The organism is Micromonospora sp. NBC_01638 (assembly GCF_045209745.1).
GTDB lineage: Bacteria > Actinomycetota > Actinomycetes > Mycobacteriales > Micromonosporaceae > Micromonospora.
Genome location: NZ_CP109273.1, coordinates 3,366,956 through 3,384,885 on the forward strand (window position 1 = coordinate 3,366,956; position 17,930 = coordinate 3,384,885).

Annotated in this window: 19 protein-coding genes and 1 pseudogene; 14 read left to right on the forward strand and 6 right to left on the reverse strand. The window is 71.9% G+C overall.

The genetic code is table 11. From position 1 onward, the window contains the following. Window position 1: 1 nt before the first annotated feature. A complete protein-coding gene (locus OG811_RS15985; protein WP_406075277.1) occupies window positions 2–1,357 on the forward strand; it encodes an MFS transporter in 1,356 nt (451 codons plus the stop codon). A 19-nt stretch (window positions 1,358–1,376) separates the two neighbouring features. Here the strand turns inward: OG811_RS15985 and OG811_RS15990 are convergent, their stop codons facing one another. After that, window positions 1,377–2,090 (reverse strand): RICIN domain-containing protein, encoded by a 714-nt coding sequence (locus OG811_RS15990; RefSeq protein ID WP_406075278.1) that lies wholly within the window; start codon window positions 2,088–2,090, stop codon window positions 1,377–1,379. 98 nt (window positions 2,091–2,188) lie between these two features. Further along, on the reverse strand, window positions 2,189–2,659 hold the full coding sequence (locus tag OG811_RS15995) for an aminoacyl-tRNA deacylase (RefSeq protein WP_406075279.1): 471 nt from the start codon (window positions 2,657–2,659) through the stop codon (window positions 2,189–2,191). A 93-nt stretch (window positions 2,660–2,752) separates the two neighbouring features. On the opposite strand from OG811_RS15995, the gene OG811_RS16000 reads away from it, so the two are divergent. From OG811_RS16000 to OG811_RS16015, 4 genes are all read left to right on the forward strand, one after another. Continuing rightward, window positions 2,753–4,150, forward strand: coding sequence for an FAD-binding oxidoreductase (locus OG811_RS16000; RefSeq protein ID WP_406075281.1), 1,398 nt, complete (start codon window positions 2,753–2,755; stop codon window positions 4,148–4,150). Next, entirely contained in the window at window positions 4,147–5,490 is a 1,344-nt protein-coding gene (locus tag OG811_RS16005) for a class I SAM-dependent methyltransferase (RefSeq protein ID WP_406075283.1), read from the forward strand. Before OG811_RS16000 ends, OG811_RS16005 begins: the two co-directional genes overlap by 4 nt. Window positions 5,491–5,590: 100 nt before the next feature. Next, window positions 5,591–6,148, forward strand: a complete 558-nt coding sequence (locus tag OG811_RS16010) for a helix-turn-helix domain-containing protein (protein WP_406075285.1) — start codon at window positions 5,591–5,593, stop codon at window positions 6,146–6,148. Continuing rightward, entirely contained in the window at window positions 6,141–7,010 is an 870-nt protein-coding gene (locus tag OG811_RS16015; RefSeq protein ID WP_406075286.1) for an SRPBCC family protein, read from the forward strand. The genes OG811_RS16010 and OG811_RS16015 overlap by 8 nt, the downstream gene beginning before the upstream one ends. A 76-nt stretch (window positions 7,011–7,086) precedes the next feature. Here OG811_RS16015 and OG811_RS16020 read toward each other — a convergent pair whose 3' ends face one another. Beyond that, a complete protein-coding gene (locus OG811_RS16020; protein WP_406075288.1) occupies window positions 7,087–7,404 on the reverse strand; it encodes a helix-turn-helix domain-containing protein in 318 nt (105 codons plus the stop codon). Further along, window positions 7,401–7,550, reverse strand: a pseudogene (locus OG811_RS16025) (DNA-binding protein); the annotation flags it as partial. The gene OG811_RS16020 and the pseudogene OG811_RS16025, both read right to left, overlap by 4 nt. A 535-nt stretch (window positions 7,551–8,085) precedes the next feature. Between OG811_RS16025 and OG811_RS16030 the strand changes: the two are divergent. From OG811_RS16030 to OG811_RS16040, 3 genes are all read left to right on the forward strand, one after another. Further along, the gene (locus OG811_RS16030; protein ID WP_406075289.1) at window positions 8,086–10,341 is read left to right on the forward strand and encodes a putative bifunctional diguanylate cyclase/phosphodiesterase; all 2,256 of its coding nucleotides are present in this window, start codon (window positions 8,086–8,088) and stop codon (window positions 10,339–10,341) included. 50 nt (window positions 10,342–10,391) lie between these two features. Further along, window positions 10,392–11,150 carry a MerR family transcriptional regulator gene (locus OG811_RS16035; protein WP_406075290.1) on the forward strand — a complete coding sequence of 253 codons (759 nt, stop codon included), beginning with the start codon at window positions 10,392–10,394 and terminating at the stop codon, window positions 11,148–11,150. A 91-nt stretch (window positions 11,151–11,241) separates the two neighbouring features. Next, on the forward strand, window positions 11,242–12,012 hold the full coding sequence (locus OG811_RS16040) for a hypothetical protein (protein ID WP_406075292.1): 771 nt from the start codon (window positions 11,242–11,244) through the stop codon (window positions 12,010–12,012). A 7-nt stretch (window positions 12,013–12,019) separates the two neighbouring features. Here the strand turns inward: OG811_RS16040 and OG811_RS16045 are convergent, their stop codons facing one another. Continuing rightward, complete coding sequence (locus OG811_RS16045) at window positions 12,020–12,298, reverse strand: hypothetical protein (RefSeq protein WP_406075294.1); 279 nt, start codon at window positions 12,296–12,298, stop codon at window positions 12,020–12,022. Window positions 12,299–12,643: 345 nt separating this feature from the next. Between OG811_RS16045 and OG811_RS16050 the strand changes: the two genes are divergently transcribed. The 6 genes from OG811_RS16050 (at window position 12,644) to OG811_RS16075 (ending at window position 17,362) form a co-directional block, all read left to right on the forward strand. Then, window positions 12,644–12,928 (forward strand): putative quinol monooxygenase, encoded by a 285-nt coding sequence (locus tag OG811_RS16050; RefSeq protein ID WP_406075296.1) that lies wholly within the window; start codon window positions 12,644–12,646, stop codon window positions 12,926–12,928. A gap of 167 nt (window positions 12,929–13,095) precedes the next feature. Continuing rightward, window positions 13,096–14,247: a hypothetical protein gene (locus OG811_RS16055; protein WP_406075298.1), complete on the forward strand. Its 1,152-nt coding sequence runs from the start codon at window positions 13,096–13,098 to the stop codon at window positions 14,245–14,247. A 45-nt stretch (window positions 14,248–14,292) separates the two neighbouring features. Further along, a complete protein-coding gene (locus tag OG811_RS16060; RefSeq protein WP_406075299.1) occupies window positions 14,293–14,826 on the forward strand; it encodes a hypothetical protein in 534 nt (177 codons plus the stop codon). Window positions 14,827–14,884: 58 nt separating this feature from the next. After that, window positions 14,885–16,159: an RNA polymerase sigma factor gene (locus tag OG811_RS16065; RefSeq protein WP_406075301.1), complete on the forward strand. Its 1,275-nt coding sequence runs from the start codon at window positions 14,885–14,887 to the stop codon at window positions 16,157–16,159. 115 nt (window positions 16,160–16,274) lie between these two features. Then, window positions 16,275–16,946, forward strand: a complete 672-nt coding sequence (locus OG811_RS16070; RefSeq protein WP_406075302.1) for a DUF998 domain-containing protein — start codon at window positions 16,275–16,277, stop codon at window positions 16,944–16,946. A 44-nt stretch (window positions 16,947–16,990) separates the two neighbouring features. Further along, complete coding sequence (locus OG811_RS16075; protein ID WP_406075304.1) at window positions 16,991–17,362, forward strand: YciI family protein; 372 nt, start codon at window positions 16,991–16,993, stop codon at window positions 17,360–17,362. Window positions 17,363–17,532: 170 nt separating this feature from the next. On the opposite strand, the gene OG811_RS16080 is transcribed toward OG811_RS16075, so the two are convergent. Beyond that, the gene (locus OG811_RS16080) at window positions 17,533–17,916 is read right to left on the reverse strand and encodes a hypothetical protein (protein ID WP_406075306.1); all 384 of its coding nucleotides are present in this window, start codon (window positions 17,914–17,916) and stop codon (window positions 17,533–17,535) included. Window positions 17,917–17,930: the final 14 nt, after the last annotated feature.

The following is a 17,930-nucleotide window of genomic DNA, read 5'->3' on the forward strand; positions in this document are numbered from 1 at the left end:
GATGGCTTTCCGGCCACTCGTCGCCGTGAACCGCCCCGCCCAGACTTGTCGCGTGACCAAGAACCGCCGCCTGCATCCCGCCTGGCTGGTCGCCGCCGTCGCCTTCGTGGCGCTGGTCGGCGCGGCCGGCTTCCGGGCCACCCCGTCGGTGCTGCTGCACCCGCTGCACGAGGAGTTCGGCTGGCCACTGGCCACGATCTCCGCGGCCGTCTCCGTCAACCTGCTGCTCTACGGGCTCACCGCGCCTTTCGCGGCTGCCCTGATGGACCGGTTCGGCATCCGCCGGGTGGTCTCGGTGGCGCTGTTGCTGGTCGTCGCGGGCAGCGGACTGACGGTCTTCATGAGCGCCAGCTGGCAGCTACTGCTCTGCTGGGGTGTGCTGGTCGGGCTGGGCACCGGCTCGATGGCGCTGGCGTTCGTGGCCACCATCACCGGGCGCTGGTTCGTGCACCGGAGGGGCCTGGTCACCGGAGTGCTGACCGCCGGTGGGGCCGCCGGACAGCTGGTGTTCCTGCCACTGATCGCCATCCTGGTACGCGACCACGGCTGGCGTACCGCCGCACTCGTCGTGGCCGGAGCCGCGCTGGCGGTCGTACCCCTGGTGGTGTGGTTGCTGCGCGAGCACCCGGCGGATCTCGGCCTACCCGCCTACGGGGCGACCGAGGTCGTCGCGGCGCCGCCGGCGACCGGCGGCGCGGCGACCCGGGCGCTGGGCGCCCTGGCGACCGCGGCCCGGACCCGGCCGTTCTGGCTGCTGGCCGGGGGGTTCGCGATCTGCGGCGCGACCACCAACGGCCTCGTCGGTACGCATTTCGTCCCGGCCGCACACGACCACGGTATGGCCCAGACCACCGCCGCCGGCCTGCTCGCCCTGGTCGGGCTCTTCGACATCGTCGGGACCATCGCCTCCGGCTGGCTCACCGACCGGGTGGACAGCCGGTTGCTGCTCGGCATGTACTACGCGCTGCGCGGGGCGTCCCTGCTGGTGCTGCCGAGCCTGTTCTCCGGCACCGCCGAGCCGAGCATGCTGGTGTTCATCGTCTTCTACGGCCTGGACTGGGTGGCCACCGTGCCGCCGACGGTGGCGTTGTGCCGGGAATACTTCGGTGGCGCCGGGGCGGTGGTGTTCGGCTGGGTGTTCGCCGCCCACCAGCTCGGCGCGGCGGTCGCCGCGACCGGTGCGGGGCTGGTCCGGGACCGGCTCGGTGACTACGCAATGGCCTGGTACGTAGCGGGCGCCCTGTCGATCGGTGCCGCAGGGCTGTCGTTGCTGCTGCTCCGGCGACCGGGCCGGCCGGTGCCGGAGGCCGTGCTGGCCGCCGCGACCGCACCCAGGGACTGGAGCTTCCGGGGCTGAGATGGCATGGGTCGGCCGTTCAGCCCAGGGTCCACTGCTGGGCTGTCCGGCCGTCGCAGGGCCGCTGCCGGATCTCGTCGCCGGCTTCGACGCCGTCGTCGTCGGCCTGGGCGCACTTCCCGCTGTGCGCCGCGACCAGTAGCACCGGGCCGGTGCCGGTAGGGCTCAGCCGCCACTGCTGGTTGGCCTGGCCGTGGCAGGTGAACTGCATCATCCGGGCGCCGTCGTCCGTACTGCCGCCCTCGACGTCGAGGCACTGCCCGTGCGCGGCGTTGGTCAACGTCAGCACGTCCGCGCCGGCCGAGTTGACCACCCACTGCTGCTCCGGGCCGCCGCTGCACGCGGCCAACTCGGCCTCCGCCTTCTCGCCGTCGCCGTCGAGCCCCAGGCAGAGCCCCGAGGCGGCGCGCAGCACCCTGGGCCCGGTGGGCGGGGCGGCCGGGGTGCTGGCCGACGGGCTCGGTGACGGCTCGGCCGGCGCGGTCGGGCTCGGCTCGGCCGCCGGGGTGGTGGGCTCCGCCGCGCTGGATGGTGCGCCGACCGTCGCCGGCACGACCGGCTCGTCGTCACCGCCGAACAGCCCGGTCGCGAAGACCACCCCCAGGAGTACGCCGACGACCCCGACCGCCAACGCGACCCGCAGCAGCGGATCGGCCAGCGGCCCGGGGCGGGGTGCCTGGCGACCGCCGTAGATGGTGCCGGCGGAGTTGGGGCGTTCCTCGGGTGCGGACATGGGCGCCATCCTCACCCACGTCAGCGGGCCGGTGCCAGTCCGGCGTCAGTCGACGACCCGAAGGGCGTGGCGCCGACGGCGACATCGGTCGCGACGGCTCAGCGGGTGGGTTGCGGGTCGGTGACGTCGGCCACGGTGGCGTCGAGGGCGGCGATCGCCGCGTCGGCGTCGACCGCGACGGCGAGGCCGCGTTCGCCGGCGCCGAGGGTGATCTCCCGGCCGCGCAGCCGCTCGTCCGCGATCACCGGCCAGGCGGTGCTCGCGCCGAACGGGGTGATGGTGCCGCGTTCGTAGCCGGTGGCGGCGAGAGCGCCCGCCGCGTCCGGCATGGAGAGTCGGTGCACCCCGAGCAGGGCGCGCAGCTTGGGCCAGGAGATGACCCGGTCGCCGGGGGTGAGCACGAACAGGTGGTCGTCCGCCGCCCGGCGGACCACGATCGTCTTGACCACGTCGGGGACGGCCACACCGCGGACGGCGGCGGCCTCCGCCAGGCTGCCGACCGCGCCGTGCGGGATCAGCCGGTAGGGCAGGCCGGCGGAGTCCAGGGCGGCAATCGCGGGCGACGGCATGCCCGCCACGGTAATCGTCGGGCCTGTCGCGGACGGGAAACACCCATCGCTGACATCCCACGGTTTCCTGAAAGGCGAGCGTAAGGTGATCACATGCGCGCTGAGCGTGTGGATCACCCAATTGACCATAATCAAGCGGTGGACACGCTGCGGCGGTCGTACGCCGCGGTGCCCACGGGTGAGCCTGTCCGGCTCGCCAAACGCACGTCCAACCTGTTCCGCCCTCGATCCGCTCCCCGGGTTCCGGGGCTCGACGTAAGTGGCCTGAACGGCGTGTTGTCGGTCGACCCGACCGGCCGCACCGCCGATGTGCAGGGCATGTGCACCTATGAGGACCTGGTCGACGCGACGCTGCCGCACGGGCTGATGCCACTGGTGGTGCCGCAGTTGCGCACCATCACCCTGGGCGGCGCGGTGACCGGCCTCGGGATCGAGTCGACGTCGTTCCGCAACGGCCTGCCGCACGAGTCGGTGCGGGAGCTGGACGTGCTCACCGGCTCCGGCGAGATCATCACCGCCCGGCCCGACGGCGAGCACGCCGATCTGTTCACCGCGTTCCCCAACTCGCTGGGCAGCCTCGGTTACGCCACCCGGTTACGCATCGAGCTGCAACCGGTTGGCCGGTACGTGGCGTTGCGCAACGTCCGGTTCACCCAACTGGCGGCGCTCACCGACGCGATCGCCGAGGTCAGCGCGACCCGGTCCTGGGCCGGGGAGCCGGTCGACGCGATGGACGGGGTGATGTTCAGCCCCGGCGAGGCGTACCTGGTGTTCGCCACGTTCACCGACACGGCCGACCCGCCGAGCGACTACACCGGCCAGGCGATCTACTACCGGTCGCTGCGCCAGCGCACCCGGGACGTGCTCACCACGTACGACTATCTCTGGCGCTGGGACACCGACTGGTTCTGGTGCTCGGCGGCGTTCGGCGCGCAGCACCCGGTCGTGCGCAGGTTCTGGCCGGCGCGTTACCGGCGCAGCGACTTCTACCATCGGCTGGTCCGGCTTGAGCACCGGCATCAGGTGGCGGCCCGGATCGACCGGCTGCGCGGGCAGCCGGCCCGGGAGCGGGTCGTGCAGGACGTGGAGATCCCGCTGAACCAGACGGCCGACTTCCTGCGCTGGTTCGCGGCCAGGGTGGGGATGAACCCGGTGTGGCTGTGCCCGCTGCGACTGCGGGAGCCGACGGGCCCCGGCTCGGCGCGGTCGTGGCCGCTGTATCCACTCCACGCGGGGCAGGACTACGTCAACATCGGGTTCTGGGGGAGCGTGCCGATCGCCCCGGGCGCCGCCGACGGCGACGTCAACCGCACGATCGAACGCAGGGTGTCGGAGTTGGGCGGGCACAAGTCGCTCTACTCCGACGCGTACTACGACCGGGACGCCTTCGATCGTCTGTACGGCGGCGACACGTGGCGAGCGGTGAAAGACCGCTACGACCCGGACCACCGGCTGACGGGACTGTACGAAAAGGCGGTAGCACGAGCATGAGCCTGACCGACAGAGATCAGGGGGCGGCGAGCGTCCCCGCCACCCCGCCAGCGGGGGGCGGACGCACCGCTCCGACCGTGGCGGATGTCATCCGCACGGTCACCACGGGGTCGTTGCCGATGCGGATCACCGGGTACGACGGCAGCTCCGTTGGCCCGTCCGACGCCGGCCTCACCCTGGCGATTCGTTCCGAGCGAGGGCTGTCGTACCTGCTCACCGCGCCCGGCGACCTGGGCATGGCGCGGGCCTACGTCAGTGGCGACCTGGCGTTGCAGGGGGTGCACCCGGGTGACCCGTACGAGGCGTTGCGGGTGCTCAAGGACGAGCTGCGGTTGCGCCCACCGTCGCTGGCCGATGGGCTGGCGCTGGTCCGGGGGCTGGGTTGGGAGCGGCTGATGCCGCCGCCGGCGCCACCGCAGGAGGCACAGCCGCGGTGGAAGCGGGTGATGAACGGGCTGCGGCACTCGCGGGTCCGCGACAGCACGGCGATCTCGCACCACTACGACGTCTCCAACGCCTTCTACGAAAAGGTGCTCGGCCCGTCGATGACGTACACCTGCGCGGTCTACCGGTCTCCGGACGACACGCTGGAGCAGGCCCAGGCGGCGAAGTACGACCTGGTGGCCGGCAAGCTGGCGCTCAAGAAGGGGATGCGGCTGCTGGATGTGGGCTGCGGCTGGGGTGGCATGGTGCGGCACGCCGCACGCGAGTACGGCGTCAAGGCGCTCGGCGTGACCCTGTCGAAGGCGCAGGCGCAGTGGGCGCAGGCCGCGATCGACCGGGAGGGGCTGACCGGGCTGGCGGAGGTGCGGCACATGGACTACCGGGACGCGCCGACGGAGCAGTTCGACGCCGTCTCCTCGATCGGGTTGACCGAGCACATCGGGGTGCGCAACTACCCGGCCTACTTCGGGGCGCTGCGCGATCGGCTGCGGCAGGGCGGGCGCCTGCTCAACCACTGCATCACCCGCGCGGACAATCGGGCGCCGCACCGCTCGGGCGCGTTCATCGACCGGTACGTCTTTCCGGACGGGGAGTTGGCCGGTCCGGGCCGGCTGATCAGCGAGCTGCACGACGCCGGGCTGGAGGTGCACCACGAGGAGAACCTGCGCCAGCACTACGCGCTGACGCTGGCCGCCTGGTGCCGCAACCTGGTCGAGCACTGGGACTTCTGCGTCTCGGAGGTGGGTGCGGGCACCGCCCGGGTGTGGGGCCTGTACATGGCCGGATCGCGGATGGCATTCGAGCGCAACGGCATCCAGCTGCATCAGGTGCTGGCCACCCACAACGGCCCCGAGGGCGTGAACGGCTACCCGCTGCGGCCGGACTGGCTGCCGTGACCGTCTCCTGACCGCCGCCTGAAGCCGCGCCGAGAAAGTGGGCGCGGCTTCTCGCGAACCAATTGACAAACAAGTTTTGTACGTACAAACTGATTTTGCCATGAGAGACGTCCTGTACCTGGAGCAGATCGAGCAGGCCGAAGTCCTGCTCAAGCCGCAGCGCGTCGAGGTGCTGCGGCAACTGGCCGAGCCGCGCACCTGCACCGAGATCGCGGCCCGACTCGACCAGACGCCACAGCGCGTCTACTACCACGTCAAACAGCTCGTCGCGGCCGGGCTGGTCGAGCTGGTCAACGAGCGCAAGGTCCGCGGCATCACCGAAGGCATCTACCAGGCCGCTGCCCGGGCGTACTGGTTGTCCCCACGGCTCGTCGGGCGGATCGGGCTGCGCCGGGCCCGCGACGAGCTGAGCCTGGGCTACCTGCTCGATCTGATGGAAGAGGTCCAGGCCGACATCGCCGCCCTGGACCGGGCGGCGCCCGAGCTGCCCTCGATCGGGGTCTCCGGCGAGATCCGGGTGCCGGCCGAGCAGCGCCAGCAGTTCCTGCACGACCTGCAAACCGCACTTCAGGACTTGTTCACCCGCTACGGCGGCAGCGAAGGAGATGCCTTCAAGCTCGCCGTCGCCTGCTATCCGAAAGGAAACGACCATGAGTGAACCGTTGAAGGTCCAGGCCCGACTCTCCGCGCCCGTCAGCCGCGTCCGCGAGGCCCTGACCGACCCGGCCGAGCTGCGTCTCTGGCTGGCCGAGCACGTCGAGGTCGAGCTGCCCCAGCGGTACGAGTTCTGGGGCCGCTACACGCCCGAGGGCGACGCCCCACACCAGCAGTTGCTGCACGCCGACGACGACACGCTGCGCTTCAGCTGGCTGCTCGACGGGGTGAAGACCACCACCGAGTTCCAGCTGACCGCCGAGGGCACGGACAGCACCGTGCTGACGCTGACGCAGAGCCACTTCGACTTCGCCGAGGCGATGAGCGGCTCCAGCATCCGCGGCGTGCTCCAGACCTACTGGGCGCTCGCCATCGCCAACCTGGCCTCCCACCTGGAGGGCCGGCCGCTGCTGCCCCGCACCGACTTCACCTCCGCCGAGCTGCGCGGCGAGCTGGTCATCGCCGCCCCCGCCGACAAGGTGTGGGAGTCGCTGACCGACTCCGAGCAGGCCAGCGCCTGGTTCGGCTACCCCATCGGGATCGAGCCGTGGGTCGGCGGCCGGTACGCCATGGGCGGATTCGAGACCGGCTACGCGGCCAAGGTCGTCGACCTGGAGCCCGGCCGACGGATGTCCGTGGACTGGGGACCGACCGGCGTGACGAGCTGGGAGCTGGCCGAGTCCGGTGGCCGGACCACGCTGACCTTCGTGCAGAGCGGCTTCGACGAGGCCAGCCCGCCGTACGGGGCCTGGAGCGGGTCGGTGGCCGGGCTGGCCGAGCTCCGGCGCTACCACGAGGTGTCGGACTGGCAGCCGATCTGGCTCCCCGCCGAGGTCCCCGGCCTGGAGCCCGAGCCCGCCAGCTGAGCCGCGGACACCTGCGAGCGCCGGCCCACCGCACCACGGGCCGGCGCGCGCGAGCACGCCCTGGGCCCTCGTGGCTTCACGCTATGGCGGCGATGTCACCGTCGTCGAAGTAAATTGCCTGGTGTAGCCGGCCACCGAGGGCGGCAGCGTACCGGGCCACCACATCTTGACCGGAGATCCGGCCCTGCTCGATCTGGGACACCCGACCCTTGGTCACGCCCATCCGCTCAGCGATCTGTTGCTGAGTAAAGCCGCGAGAGCGTCGTACCTCGGCGAGACGGTGCCCGACGACCTCCGCGAGCAGCTCTTCCTTACCGGCTTCGACAGCCGCCTCGCCGCCAGCACGCTGCACGTACTCCGCTCGGATGTCCGTCCACCGCACGTGACCACTCACCGCTGTCCCCCCTCCTGCTGTGCGCGTTCCTTTAAGTAAATCTCGTACCGTTGCTCGGCGAGCGGGATGGCCTCTCGATACCAGGTTGTCCATCGGCCAGCCTTGTCGCCGGCAACCAGCAGAATGCTCGCGCGCCAAGGGTCGAAGAAGACATCCCACTCTTCCTGGCGCACGAACGAAGTATACCAATCGCTATACTGCTCGAGTAGGCGTCAGCGATAGTGTCCTGATCCGCTGGCTGAATCTGGTGACTTTTCGGGGTTGAGTGGGTACTGCGGGGCGATGTTCTTCATTCCCCTCATCCCGATCCGCCTTCCGGTCGGCTGATCCTCCGATGGAACGCTTCCTCTGCTGGCTGATCGGTCGACCATCGCCGCCGGTCGGCGTGGCGGTGTACACCGTTGCCTGCCCGCCCTGCACCCCCGGCCGGCGTAAACGCCGCCGCGCACGCCGCCCACTCGCCGGCACCACACTGCCCCGGTCACCCTGGAACCGCTCCGGCGGCCGCTGAGCCGCGCCGTCAGCCTCTACCCGTCGCGGAGAGGCCGTCGCTGGGTGCTGCCACCACCCTCGACGCGAGTGTCGAACCCTGGCGGCGTACCTGAGTGGTGGTTAGGCTTTCGGGGTTTGCCGTGGACCGGTCCTCCGAGGGTGCACGCACGACGAAGAGCCGGAGCGACCGTGTCCCGACAGGACGTGAAGCAGGCTGCGGGGAAGCTCAACCCCGCCGGTGCGTACGTCGCGGCTGCGGTCGTTCTCGTGGAGGCGTGCTGGCTGGTCGTCGCGTTGCCCGGCGCTGCGCTGGTCAGTGACCTCGGCGGGATGGTGGTGGCCGGCTGGGCGACGGTCGCGTGCGTCGGGGTGGCCCGTCGGCACCCGGCACCGCTGCGCCGATTCTGGGCGCTGCTCGCCGTCACCATGGCGCTCGCCGCGCTGGGCCGGGCGATCTGGACGGTGCAGCGGCTCGTCGGCGGCGACCTGCCGCACACGCCGGTGGTCGGGGTGGTCTTCACCGCCGGCATCCTCACCGGCACGGCCGCGCTGCTCAACTCGCCGTCCGCGCCACGGACCGCGGTCGGGCGGGCCCGTACGTTGCTGGACGGGGTGATCGTAGCGCTGGCCCTGGTGCCGATCGGTTGGGTGCTGGTCTTCCGCGGGGTGGCCGCGGCCGAGTTGGCCGACCCGGCGCGCACGCTGGGGCTGCTCTACCCGATGTTCGACCTGATGCAGCTCACCATCCTGGTCGCGGTCGCCGGCCCGGCCCGGCCGATGTGGCGGCCGATGAGCGTGCTCGCGGCGAGCCTCACTCTGCGGGTCGTCGCCGACATCGTCTACGTGTCGCTGGTCGCCCGCGCCGACTACGCAGCCGGTCACCCGATCGACCTGTGTTGGCCGCTGAGCTACCTGCTCATCGGCCTGGCCACCCGGAACCCGCCGCCGCCGGACTGCGACGGCACCGACGACACCGCCGAGTCGCCGCTGCCGCCCTGGTGGCGGGTGGCGTTGCCGTACCTGCCGGTGGGCGGGGCGATCATCGCGGTGGTGCTGGCCCGTCGGCCCACCGGGCAGACCCCGCAGCTGATCTTCGTGACCATGATGGTGTTGCTCGCGGCCCTCGCCATCCGCCAGGGGTTGGCCGCCAACGAGAACCTGCGGCTGGTGGCCCGGCTGCGCCGGCTCGCGTACGGCGACCAACTCACCGGGCTGCCCAACCGGCTGCTGTTCAACCGGCGGCTGCGCCTGGCCCTGCGCGACGGGCGACCGGTGGCCGTGCTGCTGCTTGACCTGGACGGGTTCAAGCAGGTCAACGACCGGTTCGGGCACGCCACCGGCGACACTCTGCTGACCGGGCTGGCGGCCCGGATGCGGGCGGCCGTGGACGGCGACGGCACCATCGCCCGGCTCGGCGGGGACGAGTTCGCGGTGCTGGTCGACGGCGATCGGCCAGTCTCACCCGAGCGGCTCGCCGAGCGGCTGCTGGACGCGCTGCAGCCCTCCGACGGCGAGGAGGACGTCGGGGTGCACCCCTCGGCCAGCATCGGCATCGCCGAGTTCGGCCCGCAGCACGCCTCCCACACCGACCTGCTGCGCGACGCCGACATCGCCATGTACGCGGCCAAGGCGGCGGGGAAGTCCGCGTACCGGACGTGCACCCCGGCGCTGCGGGAGTCGGCCGTCTCCCGCGCCGAGCTGATCGCCGACCTGCGCCGCGCGGTCGACGAGGAGCAGCTGCACCTGGAGTTCCAACCCATCGTCGACCTGGCCACCGGCGCGGTCCGCAGCGCCGAGGCGCTGGTGCGTTGGCGGCACCCCCGCCTGGGGATGCTGCCGCCGGCCCGGTTCCTGCCGCTGGCCGAGGAGACCGGGCTGATCCTGCCGATCGACCGCTGGGTGATCCACGAGGCGTGCCGGGCTGCGGCGACCTGGCAGGGCCGGGCGCCGGAGGCGACCGTCGCGGTGAACATCGCCGCCGCGCACCTGCGCCGACCGGACCTGATCGCCACGGTCACCGCGGCCATCAGCGCCGCCGGGCTGGCACCGCGGGCGTTGACCCTGGAGCTGACCGAGTCGGCGTTGATCGAGGGCACCGACACGGTGCTGGAGCGGTTGCACCAGCTCCGGGAGCTGGGCATCAGGATCGCCATCGACGACTTCGGCACGGGCTACTCGTCGCTGAGCTACCTGCACCGCATCCCGGCCACCGAGCTGAAGATCGACCGGTCGTTCGTGGCCCGGCTGGGGACGGACGACCGGGCGTACGCCACGGTGGAAATGGTCACCCGGCTGGCCGGCGCGTTCGACCTGGCGGTGGTCGCCGAGGGGGTGGAGACCGAGCGCCAGCACGAGGCTGTCGCCGCGATCGGCTGCCCGCGCGGTCAGGGCTATCTGTACGGGCGGCCGGACGGCCCGGCCATGGTGGGTCAGAATCGGGCTTGACCCTGACGTAGCGGCAGGCGGCAGCCTGGTTCCCGGAAGGGAGGGGGACCATGGCGTACACGGTGGGTCAGGTGGCGAAGGTCGCCGGGGTGACGGTCCGGACGTTGCATCACTATGACGAGATCGGGCTGCTCTCGCCGAGCGGGCGGACCTCGGCCGGTTACCGCCGCTACGACGACGCGGATCTGCAGCGGTTGCAGCTCGTCCGGTACTACCGGGAGCTGGGTTTCCCGCTTGAGGAGATCACGGCGATCATCGACGACCCGGCGGCCGATCCGGCCGCGCACCTGCGCCGTCAGCACGAACTGCTGACGGTACGGGTCAAGCGGTTGCAGGAGATGGTCACGGCGATCGAATTCGCGCTGGAGGCGAGCAAGTTGAACATCCAACTCACCCCGGAGGAGCGGTTCGAGGTCTTCGGCGACGTCGACCCGGAGGAGCACCAGGCCGAGGCGGAGCGGCGGTGGGGTGACACCGACGCGTACCGGGAGTCGAACCGGCGGGCCTCCCGCTACAGCAAGGACGACTGGCTGCGCCACAAGGCGGAGAACGAGGACTGGGGTCGGCGGATGGTCGCCGTGCTGGCCTCGGGCGTGCCGGCCGACAGCCCGGAGGCGATGGACCTGGCCGAGGAGCACCGGCAGCTCATCAGCCGCTGGTTCTACGAGTGCCCGTACGAGGGGCACACCGGGTTGGCCGACATGTACCTGGCCGACGAGCGGTTCACCGCGTACTACGAGAACATCGCCCCGGGGCTGGCGGCGTACCTGAACGAGGCGATCCACGCCAATGCGATCAACCGCGCGTGACGGGGTGCGGTCCGGCTAGTCTGGCCGGACCGCACCGCGGTGAGCGTCGATCGGCGACCGGCTGACGGCGTGCCGCTCGGGGGAGATGACCGTGCAGAAGCCCAAGCTGATCGCCGCCGGCGTCGTCCTCGCCGTGGCGGTCGCCGCCGGGGTGTGGGCGTTCGTGGCGACCGGCGACGAACCCGACGCGGGCGGTCCGGCGGCGTCGTCTGTCGCAACCGACCCGGTCAGTGTGCTGAAGGCCGCCGCCGCGAAGGCCGACGAGCAGCCGTACAAGCTGACGGTGGGCACCGGCGGCGCGGACGGCGACGCCACGGTGCTGCTCTGGGACCCGAAGGCGAAGCGTGGTCTGGAAACCACCTCGCTGAAGGTGCCCACCGGTGCCGTGAAGATCGAGCGGTTGACCACCGGGCCGGACGTGTACGTGCGGGTCACCGCCCCGGACCGCCGCGTCCCGGTCTGGGACGGCAAGACCTGGTGGCACGTGGGCGCACCGGGCGCGCCGGCGGCCAAGCAGGGTTTGGACAACACGCGGTTGGCCAGCACGCTGGCCGCGCCAGCGGGGGTTCGGCAGACGGGGGCACGGGAGTACGCCGGCACGTTGGACCTGCGCAACAGCGGCGAGGTGCTGGGCAGCGGCGTTGGCAAGGTGCTTGGCGACCGGGCCGGCGCGGTGCCGTTCACCGCGTCCGTCGATGAGCAGGGGCGGTTGGTTCGCTACCGCATCGAGTTGGCCAGCGAGCAGTCGCAGACCGCCCAGCTCGACCTGACGTACGCGGACTTCGGGCTGCCGGTGTCGGCCGAGCCGCCGGCGGCGGACCTGGTCGGCGAGGACCCGCCGGCGAACATCCCCGGCGCCTGACGCAGGCTCACTCCTCGACCGTCCCGCCGGTCGGGGTGACCACCACGCCGGTCAGCTCGGTCGGCTGGCGGTGCCGTCGGATCACCTCGAGCGTGCCCTCGCTCCGCCCGACCAACGGCACGCGGTAGCGGTAGCCCGTGCCGTCGACGACGACCTCGCCGCTGGCCACCCCGGCGGCGACCCGCATGTCCGGGTCGGCGACCCGGCCGGTGTCGCCGTCGCAGGCGCGGTAGCGCACGGTGTGCCCGAGCGAGTCCACCGCGAACACCCCGCCGGGGAACGACAACCAGGACACCTCGCTGGTCGGCGCCCGCTCCGGCGTCGGTCCGCGTCGGGCCCGCGGCCCGGACCGTCCGCGGTGGCCGGCCCGGTCGTCGCGACCACGGCAAGCGCGACCGCCGCCGCCAGCTACTTCAGGGATACGCGGGCAGGCATCGCCAGCAGGGAAGATGAGCGCCACTTGTCGCTTTTTCTCACGTTTGCACGATATGAAGCGTCGGAGGCGGGTGGGGTCGCCGGGACAGGTGTCACCCGTCCGGGCGGTGATGTCCGCATGAGCGTGATGACACACAGGCATCAAAATGACTCAGAGGCATCAGACTCATCAGCAACACCGACCCCCGGAGGACCCATGTTGATCATCGCAGGCAGTCTGCAGGTCGAACCGGCCGCGCGCGACGCGTACCTGTCCGACTGCGGCCAGGTAATCGCGCAGGCGCGCGCCGCAGCCGGCTGCCTCGACTTCCTGCTCGCGGCCGACCCGTTGGAGCCGGGCCGGATCCACGTCTACGAACGCTGGGAGTCCGCCGAGCAGTTGGCCGCGTTCCGTGGCTCCGGGCCGGATGACGTGCAGACAGCGGCCATCCTCGACGCCGACGTGCACCGCTACCTGATCGCCGGCGTCGAGGCACCCTGACCCGGTCGCTACAACAGCAGGTCGAGCCGGCAGCGGTATCGCCTTATCGTGTTGGTTGCTCCGCCATTCGGGTATTTTGCCCGTTCCGGCGTGTCCGGGCGCCGCGCCGCCCCTGTTGAACGGGGTGACACCCCCAGATTGGTGGCCTGCGCGGCGGAGGAGTCGGCGTGGCAAAGACTGAATCGACGGGTTCCACCTGGCGGTACCGGTGGGCGCATCGGCAGAACGTGCGGCGGGTCGACACGTACCGCGGCGCTGAGGCGGCGTGGCGGCGACGCGACGACGAGTTACGGCGGCTGCGCGCCCTGGCCGCGGACTTCCACGGCTCAGCGGCAGCCGGTGCCGGCCTACCGCTGGAACTGGCCGCCGACGAGGTGGTGCTCTGGGCGCTGCCCGCCGCGCAACTTGTCGAGATACGGCACACCACCGTGCTGCCCGCGCCGGACCTCACGGTCGCCGCGCAGACCGGGCCGCTGCGCCCGCGCCGCCCCGACGGCGTACGCGTCACCGACGCCGGCATGGCTGTGATCACCAGCCGTCGGCTCGTGCTGCTCGGCGGACGCGGCCGGCGCGACTGGGCGTACGGCCGGATGACCGGCCTGGCCCACGACCCGGCGGCGCCGGTCACCCTGATCCAGGTGCTGGACCGGCGGCCTACCTCCGGGTTGCTGCTGCCCACCAAGGCCGCGCCGGACTTCCGGTTCAAGCTGACCCTGGCCTTCGCCGACGCGATCGAACAGCGCGCCGCGGTGCTCGCCCAGCTCGACGAGCTGATCGCCGAGCACGCGAAGCTCAAGCCGTTCCGGTCCGCTGCGGCGACCCCCGGGCAGGCCCGGCTGTCGTCGTTCGTACCCGGTGGTCGGAGGACACTCGCGGTGGCCGCCGCCATCGCGCTGCTGGTGCCGGCCGCGCTGATCGAGTCGAATCCGTCCGACCCGACCGGCGGCCCGGAGGTCGCCGTCGCCGCCATCCCGGCGCCCAGCCCCAGCGTGGCGCCCGCGCTGGTCCGCCCGGCCATCCCGGCGCCCGTGCGGGGCACCGCAGCGCCGAAGCCGACAAAGTCGCCACGCCCGGCAGCCAGCACGACCGCGAACCCGCGCTGCGGGGCGCCGGAAAACCCGCTGGGGTACGACTTCTGTGGCGGCACGCGGATTCGTCGGCCGGCCACCGAGGTGTGCGACTGGTTTGACTGTGTGCCGCAGTTCTGGGCCGGTCGGGGTTACCTCGTGCAGTGCCGCGACGGCTCGGTCAGCCTGACCGGCGGCCGGTCCAACGCCTGCGCCGAGCACCGAGGCGTGCGGCGGACCGTCAGCAAGTGACCGTTTCGGGGGCGAAAGTCCGCTTCGTTCGGTCAGAATGATCGAGTGGAGATCCGGTCTGACGATGGCGCTCGGGTGCGGATACGCCCCGTCGGCTACCAGCCCGGCGTCGACCCGCCCGACGACCCCGACCGGGCCACGCCCGGCTGGCACGACTGGCTGCTCATCGAGGTGGACGCCCGCACCGCCGACGGTCAGACCTGGTCACACCACTACCCGAGTCTCATGGTGGAGGAGGCCCGCGCGCTCGGCGGCTGGCTGCACGGGCAGGCCACCGCGGCCCTCGGGCTGAGCGCACCACCGGCGCTGGTCCGCTTCACCGAACCCAACCTGGCCCTGCGCACCCGGGTGATCCGCCGGCGCCGGCTGGAGCTGATCGTGGAGTTCTCCGCCGAGTCACTGCCACCGTGGATGCGCCGCCCGTCCGGCGCGATCTACCCGCTGATCCTCACCGTCTCCGCCGACGCCCTCGCCACCGCCGCCGAGCACTGGGCCGAGCACTGCGAGGCGTACCCGCCGCGTACACAGTCGCGGTTTCCGGCCCGAGGCCCGCTGCCGGACCGGCGGCGGGCCGGCTGACGCCTGGTTGCGCGGCGTTCCTTGTCCCAACTGGACCGGCCTGCTGTGATGGGCGGTCATGGGGGACGAGCAGGTGCACCGCACCGTCGAGGCGGTATGGCGGATCGAGGCCGGGCGGGTGATCGCCGCCCTTGCCGGCCTGGTGCGTGACGTGGGCTGGGCCGAGGAGTTGGCCCAGGACGCGTTGGTGGCAGCCCTGGAACAGTGGCCGCGCGACGGGGTGCCGGCCAACCCGGGCGCCTGGCTCACCACGGTCGGCAAACGACGGGCCATCGACGCGCTGCGCCGCCGGAGCCTGCTCGAACGCCGGGTCGCCGACCTCGGGCGCGACCTCGGCGACGAGCAGTTCACCCCCGACTTCGACGCCGCCTTCGAGGAACGGATCGACGACGACCTCCTGCGCCTGGTCTTCACCGCCTGCCACCCGGTGTTGTCGCCGCAGGCGCGGGCGGCGCTGACCCTGCGGATGCTCGGCGGGCTCAAGACCGAGGAGATCGCCCGGGCGTTCCTGGTGCCCGAGGCGACCGTCGCGCAGCGGATCACCCGGGCCAAGAAGACCCTGGCCGAGGCGAAGGTGCCGTTCGAGGTGCCCGGCGTCGAGGAGCGTGGCGAACGGCTCGCCTCCGTGCTGAAGGTGATCTATCTGATCTTCAACGAGGGCTACTCGGCGACCGCCGGCGACGACTGGATGCGTCCGGCCCTCTGCGCGGACGCGCTGCGCCTGGCCCGTGTCCTGCAGGGGCTGATGCCCGCAGAACCGGAGGTGCACGGGCTCGCCGCGCTGCTCGAGATCCAGGCGTCCCGCACCGCCGCCCGGGTCGACTCCACCGGAGAGCCGATCCTGCTCATGGAACAGGACCGCGGACGGTGGGACCCGATGCTGATCCGCCGGGGCCTGGCCGCCCTCGACCAGGCCCGAGCCGCCGACATCCCACCCGGCCCGTACACCCTTCAGGCGGAGATCGCGTCCTGTCACGCGCGGGCGCGTACCCCGCAGGAGACGGACTGGGCGCGGATCGCGGCCGGCTACGCGGAGCTGGCCCGGATCGTGCCGTCGCCGGTCGTGGAGCTGAACCGGGCCGTCGCGGTCTCCTTCGCCGACGGCCCGGCCGCCGGCCTGGACCTGGCCCGGGCGCTGGCCGAGGAGCCGGCGCTGGCCGGCTACCACCTGCTGCCGAGCGTGCTCGGGGACCTGCTGGCGAAGCTGGGCCGCTACGACGAGGCGCGGGCTGAGTTCGACCGGGCAGCCCAGCTCACCGGCAACGAACGTGAGCGCGCGCTGCTGCTCGCCCGCGCCGCCGACTGCGCCCGAGGCGTCGCGCCGGCCCGTTGAGAAATGTTCGACCGTCATGTCGTATCCCGTGCCGGCCGCTCGACGCGTCAGTGAAAAGCCGGCTCACACCGGCGTGCGAGACCGGCGACCGGCCGGCAGGGACGAGGAGATCGACATGACGACGGCGAACGCGATGAGCGCAGGGTCCGCGGTGGCGGGCGTCGACTCCCGGCGTACGACGACCAGGGCGCTGCTGGCCGGTGGAGTTGTCGCCGGCCCGCTGTTCGGGGTGGTGGCGGCGGCCCAGGTGCTCACCCGCGACGGGTTCGACCTGAGCCGGCAACCGCTGAGCCTGCTCGCCCTCGGCGATCTGGGTTGGATCCAGATCGCCAACTTCGTGCTGACCGGGCTGCTCGCCCTGGCCGGTGCGGTCGGGCTGCGCCGGGCGCTGCGCGGCGAGCCGGCCGGCACGTGGGGACCGGCGCTCGTCGCCGTACACGGCATCGGCCTGATCATCGGCGGGGTGCTGGTCTCCGATCCCAGCATGGGCTGGCCGGCGGGTGCCCCGGAGGGCGCGCCGGACACGTTGAGCTGGCACGCCGTCGGCCACGGTGTCGGGGCGATGCTGGCCTTCGGGTCGCTGGTCGTGGCCTGTCTCGTCTTCGCCCGTCGGTCGTCGCGGGTCGGGGAGCGGGGCTGGGCGGCGTTCTCCCTCGGCTGCGCGCTGGCCGCGGTCGTGCTGCTGGCCTGGCCCGACCAGGACACCATCAGCGTCCGGATGGCGCTCGGCTGCGCTGTCATCTTCGCCTGGCTGACGGCGCTCTGCGGCCGCCAGCTCGCCCGCTGACCGTCGTTTCATTGATCACGAGAGGACCGAAAACCATGCGCTACATGCTGATGCACAAGCTCGACGAGAACCTGCCCGAGGCGTTCAACCCGAGCCCCGAGTTCATCGCCCGGATGGAGGGTTTCATGAAGGAGGTGGCGCAGTCCGGTGTGCTGCTCGCCGCCGAGGGGCTGTGTGAGACCTCCAAGGGCGCGACTCGGATCACCGTGAGCGGCGGCAAGATCACCGTCACCGACGGTCCGTTCACCGAGACCAAGGAGTTGATCGCCGGGTTCGCCCTGCTGGACGTGCGCTCCCAGGAGGAGGCGGTGGAGTGGGGGCGGCGGTTCGCCGACATCTTCGCCGAGACGATCGGCGAGGTCGAGGTGGACGTCCGCCGGGTCTTCGAGATGCCGGAGGGCGGTCAGCCGGCCTGATCCAGCCATGCCGTGCCGCCGCCGTGCCGCCGCATCAACATCCCCCGCTCGATCGCTGAGATGAGGCAGTTCTTCACCTCACTGCGCAGGTAGTCCGCGCCCTGGCCTCGTAGGTCCGACGTGGCCGGCGGCTGTTCGGGTTGTCACCCGGACAGCCGCCGGCACCCGGACTACGCGTCGAGCGACGCCTTGGCGGCGTCGATGGCGTCGGACAACTCCTCGGTGTGTTCGAAGCCGTCCTCGACGATGGCCATGTTCACCCCGCACTCGCGCTGCCGGGCTCGCAGCAGCGTCAGATAGTCCAGCGCGTCCCCGCCCTCCGGCCATGGCATCCGCCACCCGACGTTGGGCAGCAGGTGCCGGTCGGGCCAGCGCTGCGACTGCAACCACGTCAGCTGCTCCGCGATGTGATCCACGCCGAAGACCTGGTAGACCACGTCCGGCGGTTGACCGACCGGCGACTCGACCTGGTCCGGCCAGTCGAGACCAGCGGCCGTCGCCGTGACGCGGTACTCCCGCACCGCGTCACGCAGCACGCGCATGTCATCGAGCATCAGGAAACTCCTTG

Coding starts and splice junctions, on each gene's coding strand:
- OG811_RS16050 (WP_406075296.1), top strand. CDS start 12,644: ATGTTGATCATCGCAGGCAGTCTGCAGGTCGAACCGGCCGCGCGCGAC.
- OG811_RS16065 (WP_406075301.1), top strand. CDS start 14,885: ATGGGGGACGAGCAGGTGCACCGCACCGTCGAGGCGGTATGGCGGATC.
- OG811_RS16080 (WP_406075306.1), bottom strand. CDS start 17,916: ATGCTCGATGACATGCGCGTGCTGCGTGACGCGGTGCGGGAGTACCGC.
- OG811_RS16000 (WP_406075281.1), top strand. CDS start 2,753: ATGCGCGCTGAGCGTGTGGATCACCCAATTGACCATAATCAAGCGGTG.
- OG811_RS15995 (WP_406075279.1), bottom strand. CDS start 2,659: ATGCCGTCGCCCGCGATTGCCGCCCTGGACTCCGCCGGCCTGCCCTAC.
- OG811_RS16035 (WP_406075290.1), top strand. CDS start 10,392: ATGGCGTACACGGTGGGTCAGGTGGCGAAGGTCGCCGGGGTGACGGTC.
- OG811_RS15990 (WP_406075278.1), bottom strand. CDS start 2,090: ATGTCCGCACCCGAGGAACGCCCCAACTCCGCCGGCACCATCTACGGC.
- OG811_RS15985 (WP_406075277.1), top strand. CDS start 2: ATGGCTTTCCGGCCACTCGTCGCCGTGAACCGCCCCGCCCAGACTTGT.
- OG811_RS16010 (WP_406075285.1), top strand. CDS start 5,591: ATGAGAGACGTCCTGTACCTGGAGCAGATCGAGCAGGCCGAAGTCCTG.
- OG811_RS16075 (WP_406075304.1), top strand. CDS start 16,991: ATGCTGATGCACAAGCTCGACGAGAACCTGCCCGAGGCGTTCAACCCG.
- OG811_RS16070 (WP_406075302.1), top strand. CDS start 16,275: ATGACGACGGCGAACGCGATGAGCGCAGGGTCCGCGGTGGCGGGCGTC.
- OG811_RS16015 (WP_406075286.1), top strand. CDS start 6,141: ATGAGTGAACCGTTGAAGGTCCAGGCCCGACTCTCCGCGCCCGTCAGC.
- OG811_RS16005 (WP_406075283.1), top strand. CDS start 4,147: ATGAGCCTGACCGACAGAGATCAGGGGGCGGCGAGCGTCCCCGCCACC.